Source organism: Parabacteroides sp. AF17-3 (assembly GCF_003635445.1).
GTDB lineage: Bacteria > Bacteroidota > Bacteroidia > Bacteroidales > Tannerellaceae > Parabacteroides > Parabacteroides goldsteinii.
Window position 1 is genome coordinate 72,035 of the sequence record NZ_QTMM01000001.1, and the last position, 17,336, is coordinate 89,370.

At 41.2% G+C, this 17,336-nt stretch carries 9 protein-coding genes; 1 reads left to right on the forward strand and 8 read right to left on the reverse strand.

Annotated elements, in window-relative coordinates; genetic code table 11:
• Positions 1-8 precede the first annotated feature (8 nt).
• The 8 genes from DWW91_RS00220 to DWW91_RS00255 all read right to left on the reverse strand — a co-directional run bounded on the left by DWW91_RS00220 (position 9) and on the right by DWW91_RS00255 (position 12,981).
• The gene (locus DWW91_RS00220) at positions 9-395 is read right to left on the reverse strand and encodes a hypothetical protein (RefSeq protein WP_009860407.1); all 387 of its coding nucleotides are present in this window, start codon (positions 393-395) and stop codon (positions 9-11) included.
• On the reverse strand, positions 392-814 hold the full coding sequence (locus DWW91_RS00225) for a PH domain-containing protein (protein ID WP_009860408.1): 423 nt from the start codon (positions 812-814) through the stop codon (positions 392-394). The genes DWW91_RS00220 and DWW91_RS00225 overlap by 4 nt, the downstream gene beginning before the upstream one ends.
• Position 815: 1 nt before the next feature.
• A complete protein-coding gene (locus DWW91_RS00230) occupies positions 816-1,199 on the reverse strand; it encodes a hypothetical protein (RefSeq protein ID WP_009860409.1) in 384 nt (127 codons plus the stop codon).
• Positions 1,200-2,006: 807 nt separating this feature from the next.
• The gene (locus DWW91_RS00235; protein WP_122326605.1) at positions 2,007-3,464 is read right to left on the reverse strand and encodes a right-handed parallel beta-helix repeat-containing protein; all 1,458 of its coding nucleotides are present in this window, start codon (positions 3,462-3,464) and stop codon (positions 2,007-2,009) included.
• A gap of 90 nt (positions 3,465-3,554) precedes the next feature.
• A complete protein-coding gene (locus tag DWW91_RS00240) occupies positions 3,555-5,195 on the reverse strand; it encodes a RagB/SusD family nutrient uptake outer membrane protein (RefSeq protein WP_122326606.1) in 1,641 nt (546 codons plus the stop codon).
• An 11-nt stretch (positions 5,196-5,206) separates the two neighbouring features.
• A complete protein-coding gene (locus DWW91_RS00245) occupies positions 5,207-7,969 on the reverse strand; it encodes a TonB-dependent receptor (protein ID WP_009860412.1) in 2,763 nt (920 codons plus the stop codon).
• Positions 7,970-7,997: 28 nt separating this feature from the next.
• The gene (locus tag DWW91_RS00250) at positions 7,998-9,758 is read right to left on the reverse strand and encodes a RagB/SusD family nutrient uptake outer membrane protein (RefSeq protein ID WP_010801137.1); all 1,761 of its coding nucleotides are present in this window, start codon (positions 9,756-9,758) and stop codon (positions 7,998-8,000) included.
• Positions 9,759-9,771: 13 nt separating this feature from the next.
• Positions 9,772-12,981 carry a TonB-dependent receptor gene (locus DWW91_RS00255; protein ID WP_122326607.1) on the reverse strand — a complete coding sequence of 1,070 codons (3,210 nt, stop codon included), beginning with the start codon at positions 12,979-12,981 and terminating at the stop codon, positions 9,772-9,774.
• Between the two features lie 324 nt (positions 12,982-13,305).
• On the opposite strand from DWW91_RS00255, the gene DWW91_RS00260 reads away from it, so the two are divergent.
• Positions 13,306-17,250, forward strand: coding sequence for a two-component regulator propeller domain-containing protein (locus tag DWW91_RS00260; protein ID WP_122326608.1), 3,945 nt, complete (start codon positions 13,306-13,308; stop codon positions 17,248-17,250).
• The last annotated feature ends 86 nt before the right edge of the window (positions 17,251-17,336 follow it).

The following is a 17,336-nucleotide window of genomic DNA, read 5'->3' on the forward strand; positions in this document are numbered from 1 at the left end:
TTTCAGATTTAATTAAGTTTTATATTTGGATTTATTTCTAATAAAGTTGATATAAAAGTATCGATATCTTTCAAAGGGAAGAAACGTTTTTGCTCTGCTTTCCCGTTTGGCCAACGATAATAGACAGTTACTCCCTTATGTTTTCTTTCCAATCTATTGATCAACTCAACATCTATGAATCCGTTTCCAGTAAGTTTATTATCATCTGTTATATGAAAAGGATTTCGAATCATTGCCACAAAGTAAAAAACAAAAGCAACAGGCATCATCAACAGATAATAATTATCGCCGCCTATCCCCATGACTATAAAAAGTCCTATTACCGCAAGAAAATAGACAGTAATAGGCAACCAAGCTGGCCAATAACTATAATCTCTCTTAAAAGTTGCTTTCATAACAATCCTTCATTACTCTTGATCTGAATATCCGGATTAATTTTCTTCAACAGCTTTACAAACTCTTTCTCGTTTTGCGGAGATATCAACATCCACATTTTTCCTTCTTTCCAGATAACGATCCTGTCCAACGATAAGGAATAACTAAATACAGGCAGAATGGAAGGTTGTAACGCCTCTATATCAGCAATGGCAATCTCTTTTTTAGGAAAGAAGCCGCAACGGAGCAGCAACATTCCGTCTGCCGTAATCACATAATAGGTATTAAAAAATACATGCAACGTCAATGCGCTGGCAACCAACGATGTAACAATAGCCGCTACATGCTGATGTAACACAGATATTACACATAATACTGCCAGCACAATGATCAATAAATGATACCACCAGCCGATCTTAGATTTAAAGACTCTATCCATTTTACGAATTTTCGCGCAAGATAGTCATTTCTTCATTTACTTGTTGTAAAGCAGCCACAAATCCTTCGGTATCGACCGGATAGACCGTGTTGGTGTACTCCTTGTCTTTATAAGGTTTAGTGTAATAAATCACGACACTACCAGACTCTTTTACAAATAACTTCTCTATATCCTTGATAGGGATCGCCACAAAATTACCTTGCGTCAGATAACCTTTATCGATCTTATAAGGATAAAATACCGGTATAATGAAAATCAGGATCAAAATATAAGCAATCAACTGTATCTGGTTCAAATAGAACAATCCAAACAGGATTACTATGCTGACCGCTATCGCAACATGCTTCGGGGTCACTATTCTCTTTCCAAACGTCTTCTTTTCCATAACCTTATGTATTAAAGTTAGTAATAAGCAATATTACGAATTTTTGCTCACATTAAAAATGTTTACCGGACTAAAATATTATCATGCAGAAAAACAAATAATACAAAATAACATCAAACAATACGATATTCTAACAAAAATAGAAAATAAGCACTATTTCAGTAACTTCAATTAATAAAAAAAGAGTCGTTCCAGCATTCAAAAATAAACATATATTAACACCAAATCCTGCTTTTTCTCTTTTTTCCTACTCCCAAACAAACTCCAAAATTCGTCTAAAGCAAAATATAAATCCATTTAAAACGAAATAATATTCATTTTAAACGAGATATTATTTCGTTTAAAGGGAAAAAAACGTTCATTTAGAGTAGAAAAAAACTGCTATATAGCAGTTTTTACACTCTACAACAACATTACATCCTGTTAAACTCCAACTAACAATATGTCTACAAAAATATTATTAAGACAAAATAGCAATACAATCAGCAACAAAACAGCAACATAAAGCAACCATTACGTCAAATATGCATCTTTACGATATTTCCTATCTCTCCGAGAAACGCATTAAAATCAAACGTTCAGACTCCACACTTAAATATGCGAACCACAGCCAGGGTAAAATAACATTTTGATAAAATCTCATTAAGAATAAAACAGACAAACTTCGGTGTGATCCTGATCACGACAAAAGGCGAATATCTCGGGAAACAAGAAGACAGATATTGGAAACGTTATCGGAATAGAATAAAAAAAGAGAGTGAATTCTAATATCCTTCAAGGAATTCACTCTCTTTTAAACAACACTCCCTATTGTTGTTTTAGCCTTTTAATCACCTTTTCCCTCAGGTAGTCGGGGAAATTCTCATGAAAAGGAAATCCGGAAGTAAAATCCGGTTCTTTTTCGATAGCATTCCGATCATCCGGTTTATTTATAAAATTACCGTAAAAGACATTTCCATCAAACTGAGTGGCTTTACTACCACCTGTTATGAACTTATATTCCAGATCATCGTTTATTACATAAAAAATATTTTTATTGAACACCGTATTTTCCGGCCAGGGCCCTCCCCAGTTATCCATGATAAGTACCGAACGGTCTATCTCCGGTGAAGGCTTTTTCATAATAACAATCACATTTTCTTCAATAGCGGTCTGTTTAGCCGGTCCGGAAATATGTATAACCGGAGAGAACCAGCCGGGACGTGTCGGATAAGCACGCAAACCGTCGTTGATACTTACATTATGACGGATTATCGTATTTTCCGTTCCTATATTATAAGGTTTACCCAAAGTATTACCCTCGTTACACACCATCACAAAACCTCCGGCATTATCATGGCTGAAATTGTATTGGATAACGGTATTACGGCAATTGTAATCCGAATCGAAAGCCTGCCCGTCCCATTTGGCATTCTGTCCGCTTACCTCATTAAACTGGATAATCGTGTTATCACAACCCCAGGGCCAGATACCGGCAGCGGCATCTTCTATCCGCAGAAGATCCGGACTATCCCTTACTATATTATGTTCTACCAATGCACCGTCGCAGGCTATAGGAACAATCCCGTCTCCCGGAACCTGCTCGATCAGGTTCCCCCTGATAACGACATTCAGACTGGGAAACCATTTATCACGGTCACTATTACCATTACCGGTTATTCCATTCCGTTGGCAACGGTAAATATGGCAATTCTCTATCAGCAAATCAACAAAACGGGTCGGCACTTCATCTCCCCCGTTATGCCAGTAAATTCCGTTTCCGGCTCCTTCATTCTTTATACAACTTCCGTTCACATCCCTGACAGTCAGGTTTTTCAAATGGATATGATGTACGTCACCTTTATCCCAGGCATAAATAATAATACCATTTCTACCGGGATCCGGTTTTTCCCCTTTATTGGTAACTTCCAGATTATTCAACTCCCAATACTCAAGTCCTTCCAGTAGTATCGTATGTTGTTTCTGACCGTCTCCATGCAGGATAGGTTTCCCTCCGTCTCCGTATTTATCGACCATCACCGGTTTTCCTTCGCTCCCGCTACCTTTCGGTTCAAACTGCCCGACATATTCAGTCCCCGATTTAAATAAAATCCTATCACCCGGTTCAAAGACTTGCTGGTTCAGTTTATCGAGACTTTTCCAGGCTTCTGTCGGTGAAGACCCTTTATTCGCGTCATCTCCGGTTATGCTATCCACATAAAAGGTTCGCTGTGTTGAGGTACAGGCACATAATAACAATGCCAGTACGAAAGTGTACATTTTCATTTTCTAAAGTTCTATTGTTTCTAAATCGAGGTATTATAAAGAGAAGCCACCGTAAACAGGTTTAGAGTGGCTTCTCTGCTCATTCTATTCTTACCAATCAGGATTTTGTTTCAAAAGTGGATTTTTAAACAATTCTTCATTGGATACAGGATACAGATACATCTTGTCACTCCATGTACGCTTGTCTACAAGCTGACGGGTATAAATCAATCCGTCCCCCTGTTTCTCAATCTTCACCCCATAAATATCCATTGTCTGAGGAGCGATTTTCCATCTTCTGACATCCCAGAACCGATGATCTTCAAAAGCGAGTTCCACCCGGCGTTCATTCCTGATCCGTTCAAGAAAATCATCCGAAGCAACTCCCGGCATTCCGGCACGTGCCCTGACTTTGTCGATGGCTGCCCTTGGAGATAACGTAAACGTATTATCCGTATAGTCCGGATTGCCGTAGGCCTCATAAAGAGCTTCCGCATAGTTCAATAATACCTCTGCGTACCTGAAAAGTATCCAGACATGACGATCGGTAGTCGTATTGTTCGGATTCAGACTGATTGTTTCGACAACATATTTCTTCAAATAATAGCCTGTCGGTGTCGCACCATCCAGAGGCGCTCCGTTTTTACCGCCTACAAAAGTCTCAACAGCCGCATTCTTGAAAGTAGAGCCATTCGTCAGAACAGTCTTAAACAAGCGGGGATCCCTCTTTTCCGGATTGTACATATTATCGATATGTTCCTGGTTTCTCCAGTCGAACCGGCTTCCATCCTTCATTTCAAAAGCATCCACCAGATTTTGTGTAGGACAGGTTCCGGAGTTTCCTCCCTCATAACCGATAGGGAAATTCAGTTTTTCAAAATCATTTGAATTACCTCTGCGCGTTTCCAGAATCAGTTCTTTGGAAGCCAGATTATTCCATATCTGTTCATCTACCAGTTGATACCGCCCGTCCGATTCAACCTTATCGATCAGTTGTTTGGCCGCTTTAGCCGCTGCAATCCATTTTTCCTGACCAGCCGTCCCGGCATATAAAGGGCTGGCTGCATACAGTAACGTTCTTGATTTCAAGGCCATCACGGCTCCCTGGGTGATACGGCCCGTTTCATATCCCGGCACATCTTTATAGGATACAGGCAGCTTATCCATGATCTCATCGCATTCACTGACAATAAAATCAATCACTTTATCAAAATCAGAAGGAGTCACGCTATTCGCCTCATCGAGTTCCAGGCATTCCGTAATCAGCGGGACGTTCTTATACCGTTTGGCCAACTCGAAATAGTAGAAGGCACGTAAAAAACGAGCTTCATACGGATAGTACTGATATTGCTGCATCAAAGTCTCATAATTATCATTCCATTCAATATTGGTGAAGTCTTCCTGATAATTATTCAGAAACATATTAGCAGAGCGGATTGCGGTATAGTAAGTGCCCCACACATTATCGATTGTCAGGATCGGACTCCACGAACCGTTATTATACCGGATGATGCCCGATGTATTCCAAGCATATTCCGCTTCATCGGTCGCCGCTGCCCGGGTCGCTCCGTCAAAATTACCGAAATCGGCGGGTAGATATGAATATACAGTGGTAAGCATACCTTTTGCTCTTTCAAAATAGGTGAACATATCTTCTTTGTCAAATCCGGACGATTCATTATAATCCAGATAATTGCAGGAAGACATACACACTGCAAAAGCAAATATGGCAGATAATATTTTCTTATTCATAATGTCTATTTTTAAAAATCAAGAGTTAATCCAATGTTATATGATCTGAAAGATGGATAAGTAGCATACATTTGCTCCGGGTCCATATCTTTCACATGGTCAAATGAAAACAGATTCATACCTCTGGCAAACAGGTTGATATTGCTGAGTCTGATCTTGTTTACCCATGATTTAGGTAAAGTATAGGCCAACTCCACATTTCTCAGTTTCAGGAAATTGCCGTTTTCAGCCCAGATAGAACTTTCCCTGAAATTATTATCATTCTGTTTAGTTGTCAGACGCGGATACCGGGCATTAGTATTCTCCGGTGTCCAGCGATTTTCCAGATAATGTTGAGAGACGTTCTTATTACCAACCAAAGGACGGTACATACTTGACATATTTCTAACTAACGTATAGTTGGCTACTCCCTGGAAATCTGCTTTCAGGCTTACATTCTTATATCCCAATCCAATAGAAAACCCGTACATAATTTCCGGCAAAACAGTACTGTAACCAATAGCCACCTTATCATAATCATCGATCACCTTATCACCATTCTGGTCTTTATATTTTACATCGCCCGGAACCACATTGGAGAAAGACTGTGCAGGACTGCCCGCTATATCTGCCTCATCCTGAAAGAAACCGATAGCCTCCAAACCATAATACTGCCCGATCCGGTTTCCTGTATTTTTCAGGTAATCATACGGTTTATATCCTTCGTCCATATTTACAATCTCATTACGGGCAAAAGTGAAATTACCAGCCAGCATATAGGTGAAATCTCCGATACGGTCACGCCAGGAAAGACCGGCTTCAAATCCATAGTTCTTAACTTCGCCATCATTCAAAATCGGTGTGCTGACTCCCAACACGGAAGAGTAAATAGCAGAGGAGTTCACCAGAATATTCGTCCGCTTTTCATAAAAGGCATCCGCTGATAAAGACAACCGTTTGAATACTTCCATATCGATACCGAAGTTAAACTTATAGGCTGTTTCCGGCTTCAACTTCAAATTAGGTAAACGGAACTCGCCATTACCGGATACAGAGTTATTATTATCTCCGAAAAAATAGGAGCTGATGCCCGTTTTGAAATAATATTTATCATAATCATAAGCAAACCGGTCACTTCCGGTAATACCCCATGAAGCCCTCGCTTTCAGATAATCTATCGCTGTAACTTCTTTCATAAAGTCTTCGGAAGAAATGACCCAACCGGCAGAAACGGCAGGAAAAAATGCATACTTATCAGAACTTCCCAACACACTCGACCCGGAATAAGTCAACACCAAATCAGCCAGATACTTGCTTTTATAAGCATAGCTTGCATTTCCTATATAACTCTGCCGTCTATACGTATTATTAATTCCTTTCAGGGAATTTTCTTCCTGATGATAAATGACCGCAGCATTCAGTTGATGCATATCCTGCCAGTTTTTTTCGTAATTGACTTTTGCCTCAAACGTTGTTACACGGTTCTGATATCCGAGGCTGGAACTGAAAGACAAATCCGTTTCCTGTCCGTAACGTGTACGGGTTATGTCGGTAATAGTACCTCCGTTATCCCTGACCGGCTGCAAACTTTCATACAGATAATTCTTTGTTTTATTATCCCAATAGCTGGCCCGGTTATCATAAGCAATAGCAAGCTCTGCACTCAGACCGGAAGTAAGAACCGACAGGTCCTGGATAATCCGTAAGTCGGCATATAAAGCCCGGTCATTTCCAACGGAAAAACCTTTAGCCACCGATTCTGCAACAGGATTTTTGCGTACATTATCACCGCCCCATACACCAGTACTCGTCTTTACCGGGAAAGCCGCTGCCGGAACATCATAGATCATCGGGAACAAAGTCGAATACTCCGTTGCCGGACGATTATGTTGCGACAATTCACCCAACAAATTCAATTTTACCAGCGTGAGTTTTGTCGCATTAATATCGAGGTTCGCCCTGGCACTCAGTTTATCCCACGACATCTGACTGGAATAATCCGGGCTGAAATAGTTCTCATTCATAAAACCGTTATCGCCGATGTAATTGATTGCAGCAAAATAACTCACATTCTTTCCCCCTCCGGTAAAAGAAGCATTAAACTGATGAGTCGTTCCTTTATTTTTCAATACTTCATCCTTCCAGTTCACATTCGGGAAAAGCTCCGGGTTGGAACCCGTACGAAAAGCTTCCAGATCAGAATTGCTATACAAAGCAGACAGTCCGTCCATCCGTAAAGCTTCGTTCATTGCCAATGCATACGTATATCCGTCCGCCATATCGGGGAGACGAAATGGAGTATTTATCCCGAACTGATAGCTTGCATGCACTTTCATTCCTTCCAAAATACCGCGTTTGGTAGTCACCAGAATGACACCGTTTGCACCCCGTACACCATACAAGGCCTGCGATGCAGCATCTTTCAGAACCGTAACACTCTCTATCTCATCCTGTGACAAGGAACTGAGGGGGCGTTCAAAACCGTCGATTAGAACCAAAGGAGTTCCTGCCCCCATCGTGGCAAGACCTCTCACATACATTGTCGGATCATTATCCCATGCTACAGTCGAGCCTTGCAGACTGAACAATCCGGGAAGTTTTCCATACAGGGAATTAGCCGGATTAATATCAGACGTTTTAGAATCATCCATATATATCGTGGAAACTGCCGCCGTACTTTCTTCGCTACGCCCGGATAAATTGAATCCACGGTTTATCATTTTTGTATCCTGTGCATAGGAGAAAACAGACACAGACAAAAATGCAGCTACATATATTTCTTTTATTATTTTCATAACCTGCTTTTATGATTTATCAAATGAATTACCATCCCGGATTCTGGACCAATCCATAACCTTTATTAATCTCTTCAGGCGGGAATGCACACAAATACCATTTGGGCGACCAGTTCTTCTTCCAGTAACGTTCGGCCAACTGCCATTTTTCATATTTATAAGAACCGTCTGCCTGACGCCAGATTTTTACACCGTACAGAGGTTTGGTAAAATCTTCCGCACGTTTCCAGCGGACCAGGTCAAACCATCTGATCTCTTCAAAACCAAATTCCACGGCACGTTCATTCAGTACCATTTCACGGAATTGCTCCTGTGACAGATTACGCTGCAACTTCGGTAAACCGACCCGTCCGCGGACTTTGTCTACCCACTCATAAGCTTCACCCGTACGTCCGAGTTCATTCAAAGCCTCCGCATAGCTCAGATAAATCTCAGCCAGACGCAAGTAAGGCCAGTGAATAACCGAACCGGTCAGAGTGGCATAATCATGTTCACGAAGGAACTTACGCATAACGGAACCGGTACGGCAACGCGTCGAATTTTCAGTATTCTGTTCTTGTCCGCCGATATAGGTTTCAGCCGTACGTCCCTGCCATTTGTCGCCATTAATAACAAGAGTTTCATACAACCGGGGATCTCTGCCATCGAACGGATTGACGCCCTGCGGTATATTATCCCAGTCTATATTAAAAGACGTTCCGTCGGCATTACCGAACATATCCATATAATTCAATGTCGGACAGCTACAACCATACCAGCCGGCCGACTGCATAAAATAAAAATTTCCATCCCAAATATCCGGGCAAGTATAAGCTACACGCGTAGATATCAGCACTTCACCGTTTCTTCTTTTATACCATGCATCCTGAAAATCCTGCCGGTAATCCCCTGTCTCAACCAACTGGTAGTTATAAGAACCCGAGTTGTTCGCCTGTTCGAATTCTTTACAGGCATCCACAACATCCTGCCAGCGTTGATCGGATTTATTTCCATACCAAACCATCAGGTTCGTACTGGCTTCGCCATCCAGATAAGGCTGGTTGTCATTAAACAAAGGACTAGCTGCAAATAATAGCACACGCACCTTTAATCCGAGTGCAGCAGCCTTGGTGAAGCGCCCGTCTTCTTCCACCGATACCTGCCAGGGAAGTACGGATGCGGCTTCATTACACAAATTGACGATAAAATTAACCGTCTTTTCAATGGTTTCACGCGGATAATTATAGTCATCGCCCGGATAAATAGCTTTATCAATCAAAGGCAAGCCGCCGAAATGACGCATCATTTGAGTGTACTGTACTGCTATCACCATCTTGGCTTCACCCTTACGGATAGCCTTTTCTTCTGCTGTCATATCCGGTACCCGGTCTACATTTTCCAGGAAAATATACGCTTTACGGATGGCTTCCCAACTGCGTTCTTTTGTGTAAGCATACATTACATCATAGGTGTCGGCAACCGAAGCATTATATTGTCCGTTATAATAATGGCGTTCCGCACCACATCCCCATCCCAGGTAAGACTGGCAAAGATCGGTTGTCGATTCAAGCAGATCCACTCCCAGTTTGTCTTCGGCAGGGTCCCAACTGTACATAACCCCATAGGGTAAATGCCTGTAAGCCGCAGCCAGCGCACGTTCGGCATACTGCTTGGATGCAAAAATCGTATCCAGGGTAACATCTGCTCCCGGGGCTTTTTCCAGAAAATCATCGCCTATTTTCAGGTCGTTACAAGAACCGAAATAGAAAGAGGCGGCTATTATAGATATTGGTATTAATAATCTTTTCATACTATTTGTATCATTAGAAATTTACATTCACTCCAAAATTGTAAATACGCGTATTGGGATACTTGTTCTTATTACTGATTTTTGATTCCGGGTCGATAAATCCCAGATGGTCAAATGTCAGCAGGTTATATCCGTTGGCAAACACCCTGAGTTTCTGGATACCGACTTTCTTCAACACATCCGTATTCAGCGTATATCCTATCTCCAGGTTCTTCAGACGCAGATAAGAGGCATCTCTCACCCAGAAATCCGACATTTGCGAATTATGCATTCTGTTGGTTTGGGTAAAACGCGGGAATTGGGCCGATTGTCCTTTCTCTTCTGTCCAACGTTCCTCGACCATCCATTTCATCAGGGGAGCGTCACCGGTATTGAACGGACGGGTAAAGTCTTCTTCCAAACGTCTGGAAACGTTAGTTGCCCCTGTCCAATTCATCGAGAAGTCAAAACCTTTATATTCAAATCCGGCATTCAGACCGAAAATATATTCGGGATTTTCTCCATAACCGAAATAAGTTTTATCATCCCCATCGATTACTCCGTCATTATTCAGGTCTTTGAACAGAATATCACCCGGTTTAAATGTTCCCGACTGCGTAGGGATTCCCGTGATTGTCGAACCATCCTCATTAAAGTCTTTTGCCTCGAAGAAACGATCGAAAACATATCCGTAATTCAAACCGATAGAACGTCCTGTTTCATACATATAAGGTTCATTCTGTGGAATTTCATCTTTATAAACAATCTCATTTCTGGAAAAAGAGACATTTCCTTTCAGCCAGTAGCGGAACTTGCTGCCAATTTTATCGTTCCATCCCAAAGAGATTTCATATCCTTTATTGTTCACTTTACCCAAATTGACAGCAGGCAGGTCGGCTGCAACGAATCCCGGAACTGTATTTTGCTGAATAAGAATATCCTTACGTTTCTCAAAAAATACATCCAGAGAGAAATTCAAACGCTGATCCAGCAGATTCATATCCAAACCGTAGTTTTGTTTGGCAGCCTTCTCCCAGGTAACATCCGGATTTCCCAAAATCAGTTCCGATGCGCCCGGATAAGCCTGCGGAGTATTCACTCCCCAATAATATCCGCCCGAACTGGCTGAATATGAGTCCGGCAAATACAAGAAACGTTTATATTCATTCAATATATCGTTACCTACCAGACCGTAAGAGGCTCTTAATTTAAGGAAGCTGATAAAATCTACCTGCTTCATAAACTTCTCTTCCGATATTACCCAACCGAGTGAGGCTGCCGGGAAAAATCCGTACCGTTTACCCGGTGCAAAGTTTTCCGAACCGTTATAACCGGCATTGAAATCGACCAGATAGCGGTCTTTATAAGCATAGGTGACGCGCCCAACCAATCCCAAATATCCTTTCGGGATATCCGTATTAGCCTTGGGATAATACTGTTTGGTCATATTATACAAGAGCAAGCCGCCGACTTTATGATCCCCGAAAGTACGGTCGTAACGTAAGCTGGCCTCTACATACCAGTCACGCGTTTTGGTACTCCAGTCCTCCGACGCAGACAAAGCACTCGCTGTACCTTCAAGCTGATACACAATCGTATGATCAAAATTAGGATCATCAATAGCCAATCCCGGATCGGTCAGACTGGATTTGTAGACCGGAGTATACGATTCCATCGAGCCGTTCCATGATTTACTTCCCGTATAAGAGGTATTGTAAGCTCCTTTAATATTAAAAGAAAGACCTTTGGTGATGAAATCCAGTTTCTGTGTTAAATCCATATCCAGATTCATCGTATTTTGCGAAGCCTCTGTATATCCTTTTCCATAATACATGGAGAACAGGTTACGCATTGTCATCGGGATATAACGGTTTTTAATCTGAACCAGATTTCCATCTACAAAGCCCGGGCTGGAGAATGGTTGTACACGGAGAATCTCCATCCATAAATTGTTTTGTTCGCCGAACTTAGGATCTTTCTTTGTTTCCAGACGGCCACCCAACCCCAATTTCAAAGTAGTGCTCTTAGTTACGTTAATGTCGAGATTCGCCCGGTAGTTATAACGATTGTTTTTATAGTTCGGATTATAACTTTCATAAAATCTCTTCAGCAAACCATCCTGATACAGATAACCCAGGGAAATAAAAAACTTCACATCCTTCGTTCCTCCCGAGATATTCAGGTTATGCTGGGTTTGCAAAGATGCTTTCTTAAACATCAAATCTTCCCAGTTCGTATTCGGGAACATGATCGGATCGGCATTCGTCCGGAACATATCCAATACATAAGGCGAGAATCTCAAATCGTTGGGACCTAAATCGGGATTGTCGCTCAATTGCATTTCATTGAAATATTTGGCATGGTCATAACTCCCCATCATTTCCGGAACACGCATCGCTTCACTGATACCGACCGAAGAAGACAGCGATATTTCCGTACGTCCTTCTTTTCCTCTGCGTGTCGTTACCAGGATAACTCCATTCGCACCCCGTACACCGAATACGGCCGTTGCCGAAGCATCCTTCAAAACAGTAATATTCTCTATTTCATTAGGGTCCATGCGGAAGAAAGAACGTTCCACCCCATCCACCAGAATCAATGGTTGTGAGCGGGCGCCATCCAAAGAAGCAATACCTCTGACAAATATTTCCGGGTCTTCAGCTCCGGGCTGTCCGCTATACTGAACGGTTGAAATACCCGAAACAGAACCGGCCAGCATATTACCGATACTGGACGTGGGCGATTTCAACAAATCTTTTGTGTCTATCGAAGAAACAGAGCCGGTCACAGTCAGTTTCTTCTGGGTTCCATAAGCGATAATTTGCACCTCTTCCAGCAATACATTATCGGAAGTCAAAATAACATCTATGACTTTTCGGTTACCAACCTTTATATCCTGAGGCGTATAACCCAGATAAGAAACCTGAAGAATATCATTATCCGTACATTCAATTTCATAATTTCCATTCATATCAGAAAGAACTCCCTGGGTCGTTCCTTTGATAGAAATCGTGGCTCCTATCATTAATTCGCCAGCATCGTCGCTGACCGTTCCCTTTACCAGCTTCTTTTGTCCTTTTTGCTGGGTTATAGACGGGACATTACTATCCGGACCGGAAGCAAAGGCTGGATTGTTAGCTTCAGCCTGTACATCTGGTCGTATAAACAAAATAAGCAGCAACAGTACGCCAACCTTTTGAAGGGGACTACCTACCAGCTTATACTTAGCCTGTACTTGATTCATAAGTTTAATCGTATTTTTAGTTTAAAGTCAAATTCACCAATCATTTTTCTAAGAGTCCGTCAATTAGACGGAGGTGGTCCTTTCTGCATAATAATTACATTTTTTTTCATCTGATTTCAAATTTAAGATATACCGACAAATGTATAGTCTGCTTTCAAAAAGGGCGTCAAATCCTGTCTAAAAGTATTCCTCTATCGTATAATCATTTATTAATCAGCAGATAACAATCAATGGTTTTGAGTACAAATTCACTCTTCAGGCTATTATCCTTGTTGGGAAATTCATTGTTTAGCCGTATATTTGTAAAAAAAGTAAAACTGAATTATGAAATTTTTTTCACACATAGCATATATTATTCTACTCTGTCTTTTACCTGGTATCGGACAATGTAACAACGCCAGCTATTACTTCAAACAAATAGCAATCGAGCAGGGATTATCACAATCGAGCATCAACTCTATTCTATGTGATCATAAAGGAATATTATGGATAGGAACAAAATCCGGATTAAACTGCTACGACCAACATGAGCTAAAAAGCTTCTTCAACGAAAAAGACAATAAATATTCGCTTCCCGGTAACCACATACAGTTTGTTGCGGAAGATTCACTCAATAATCTTTGGGTTTCTACTAATAAGGGATTGGTTAAATATAATCCGGACTATAACCACTTCGACCCGATCATAAAAGAAAAGATATTTTCTTATCTCTGTATACCCGGAGGGATTCTTTTCGGAGGAGAAAAAACACTCTACCGATTCGACTACAAAAACAAAAATACCGAACGTATCCTTCTCCATACGGAAAACCACCTACGGGAAACCGGAGAATACTCCATTCTCAACATATTAAAGATAGAAGGAAATAAAGTATTACTGAATACAAAAAAACATGGGCTGCTCACCTATAATTATACGACAAACGAAATTTATAAAGATAACTCGTTGCCGTTTACCAATACCGTATCCGCTATTTTTATCAATGAAAAAGGATATATTTACCTGTCACCATACAGACAGGGACTTTTCTGCTACGATCCGAAAGGAAAATTGATCGCCCACTATAAAAGTGAAAACTCTAAACTCAGTAACAATATCATTCTCAGTATTCTGGAAAAAGACGGAAACATATGGATAGGGACAGACGGAGGAGGAATCAATATTTATCATCCCGACACAAAAGATTTTACCGTCTTACAACACATTCCGGGAGATGTGAATTCACTTCCCGTCAATTCCATCACTGTTCTCTATATGGATAATGAAAATAACCTCTGGGCAGGGAGCGTGAGAGGCGGTATATTCGGAATTAAAGAAACTTATATCAAGACATTCAAAGACGTAGCCTTAAACAACACCAACGGATTAAGCGAAAAAGCCATTACCAGCCTGTACGAAGACAATGACAGTCTTTTATGGATCGGGACAGACGGCGGAGGAATCAATGTATACAACCCATTTACCGATACATTCAAACAATTCACCTCCACCTACGGCGATAAGGTGACTTCCATCACCGGCTTATCCGACACGGAGCTTTTGGTCTCGTTATTCAACCAGGGAATAGTTGTCTTCAACAAGCAAACGGGAAAATACACCCCATTTACCATTGTCAACGACCAGATCAATACAGAAGAATGTTATTACGGCTTTATGCCCCTGGCGCATAAAGTCAGCGATGACAAAATATATATTCTGTCGCTCAGTGCACGTATCTACTATCCTGAGACAAAGACCTTCTCTACCCTAAAAACAAAAGAAACCGATTTCTCCCTGGAAGCGCTGAACCTGACCTATGCGGACGATTCGCTTATTTTTATGATAAAAGAGAATTATGTCTTACAGACATTACAAAAGAACGACAGCCTGTCCCTTCTATTCACCACTGAACCAAGCGAAACGATCCATACCCTGTGTTATGACAAAAAAGGGACCGTCTGGATAGGAAGCGACCAGGGACTCAGCTATTACAATCTGAACGAGAAAGTATTACACCGAATCAATACCCGGCTTTTCAATAACGTGTCTTATCTTTTCCTCGACGATAAAGGGCGTCTCTGGATAGGCGCACAGAATATGCTCTTTTCGTATGTTATCGATGAAGGGAGATTTATTATCTGGAGCGAATCCGATGGATTTTCGCCGAATGAAATCCTGTTTATGTATCAGGAACAATCCAAGACAAACAATATTTATCTGGCAGGAACCGACGGACTGGTAAAAATAGATAAGAATATCTCCTATAATGACGATCTTCAACCGGAAATTGATTTATCCGATATTCTATTCAACGGGAGTACCTATCTGAAACAATTCAACACGACTCACCGGTCGGTTGCAATTCCCTGGAATTATACATCTCTATCGGTCGTATTCAATATAAATCAGAAAGATATATTCAGAAAAACAATGTTCCGATACAAAATAGAAGGGGCAAACGAGCAATACATCGAATCTTATAATAACAAACTAAACCTACCGGTATTACTCCCGGGAAGTTATTCGATTATTGCATCCTACAATACGAAAAGCGGGATATGGAGCCAACCCAAAAAGATACTCACACTCCATATCACTCCCCCTTGGTATAAAAGTAATCTTTTTATTTTCAGCATAATTCTGTTAATCTTAGGAATCATTACCGCCACGGTATATATTATCCTGAAGAAAAAAGAAAACCGACTGAAATGGGAAATGAAAGAACATGAACAGGCCATGAACGAAGAAAAGATACAGTTCCTGGTCAATATAAGCCATGAACTCAGGACTCCCCTTACACTCATTTACGCTCCGCTGAAAAGACTTATCGACACCAGCCATGAGAATCTGACTCCCGAAGTTATTCACGGACAGTTAAATACTATTTACAAACAGTCGAGAAAAATGAAAAACCTGATTAACATGGTTCTCGACCTGAACCGTATCAAAACGGAGCAGAAGTCTTTACAGAAACAGCCTCATCCATTAAATAAATGGATAGTATCCGTCTCCGAAGATTTCAATACTGAATTAAAGGAAAAGAGTATCCAGCTGATATATCAGCTGGATACTCAGATTGATTCAATCTGGTTCGATGAATGGAAATGCCAGACTATTTTTTCCAACATACTGATGAACGCCCTCAAATTCAGTGAACCGGAGACACAAATAACAATATCGACCCAACTAATAGATAACTATGTCAGAGTCGCCGTCGCAGACCAGGGTATCGGTCTGCAAAATGTGGACCCGAAAAAGCTTTTCAACCGTTTTTATCAAGGTGAACATAATAAGAGCGGTAGCGGAATCGGTTTATCTTATGCCAAAGTATTGATTGAAATGCATGGAGGGCGGATAGGCGCCTATAACAATCCGGACAGAGGAGCTACATTCTATTATGAGTTACCCGCATTGACCGATAGCATCAACTCCGGACAGCAAGAGGTACAGGAAACAGAGATTAGCGAAAATCTATCTATACCGTTAGACTTGTCCGCGACCGGAATTTCCTGCGCGGGATATTCTTTACTCATCGTAGAAGATAAAGATGAACTCCGCCTTTTCCTGAAAGATTCGTTCAAAGATATATTCAAGCAGGTTTATACCGCAGAAAATGGTCTTGCCGCCCTGGAAATAACCAAAGCCAAACAACCGGATATCATCGTCAGCGACGTCATGATGCCCCAAATGGACGGCTATGAACTCTGTAAGAATATAAAAAACGATATTGAAATCAGCCATATCCCCATCATCCTGCTGACAGCCAAATGCGACCAGGAAAGTACTGCGCAAGGGTATAAACTCGGTGCGGATTTTTATATCCCGAAACCGTTTGAGTTAGACTTCCTGCTGACTATCATTCTTAATTTGCTGAAAAGCCGGGAAGCCGTCAAACAAAAATATAAGGAATCTTCTACCCTGCTCCTGCCACAGGAAGTCACGATCAGCAATGCGGATGAACACTTCATGTCAAAGATGAATGAACTGATAGATAACAACCTGGCCAACCCGGACCTCGATGTAAGCTATCTGATGAAAAAGATGACCATGAGCCGTGCTTCCTTATATAATAAGGTAAAGGTTCTTACCGGTATGGGCGTTAACGATTACATCAATAAAATCCGGATAGAGAAAGCCTCTTTGATGCTTATACAAACGGATTTGACCATATCGGAAATATCTTATGATGTAGGTTTCACTTATCAACGGTATTTCAGTACCATATTTAAACAAGTCAAAGGAATGACTCCAACCCAATTTAAAGAAGAAAACAGAAGGAAAGAGAGCTGACAGGGGAAAAGAAAATACGCCGCCGCTTCACAGCAACAGCGTATCCACTTAAACCGGTCAAACAATTCCAAAAAGGAATATATTTT

Excerpts from the sequence above, each read along its gene's own strand:
- DWW91_RS00245 (WP_009860412.1), bottom strand. The coding sequence starts at position 7,969 with ATGAAAATAATAAAAGAAATATATGTAGCTGCATTTTTGTCTGTGTCT.
- DWW91_RS00260 (WP_122326608.1), top strand. The coding sequence starts at position 13,306 with ATGAAATTTTTTTCACACATAGCATATATTATTCTACTCTGTCTTTTA.
- DWW91_RS00225 (WP_009860408.1), bottom strand. The coding sequence starts at position 814 with ATGGATAGAGTCTTTAAATCTAAGATCGGCTGGTGGTATCATTTATTG.
- DWW91_RS00240 (WP_122326606.1), bottom strand. The coding sequence starts at position 5,195 with ATGAATAAGAAAATATTATCTGCCATATTTGCTTTTGCAGTGTGTATG.
- DWW91_RS00235 (WP_122326605.1), bottom strand. The coding sequence starts at position 3,464 with ATGAAAATGTACACTTTCGTACTGGCATTGTTATTATGTGCCTGTACC.
- DWW91_RS00220 (WP_009860407.1), bottom strand. The coding sequence starts at position 395 with ATGAAAGCAACTTTTAAGAGAGATTATAGTTATTGGCCAGCTTGGTTG.
- DWW91_RS00250 (WP_010801137.1), bottom strand. The coding sequence starts at position 9,758 with ATGAAAAGATTATTAATACCAATATCTATAATAGCCGCCTCTTTCTAT.
- DWW91_RS00230 (WP_009860409.1), bottom strand. The coding sequence starts at position 1,199 with ATGGAAAAGAAGACGTTTGGAAAGAGAATAGTGACCCCGAAGCATGTT.
- DWW91_RS00255 (WP_122326607.1), bottom strand. The coding sequence starts at position 12,981 with ATGAATCAAGTACAGGCTAAGTATAAGCTGGTAGGTAGTCCCCTTCAA.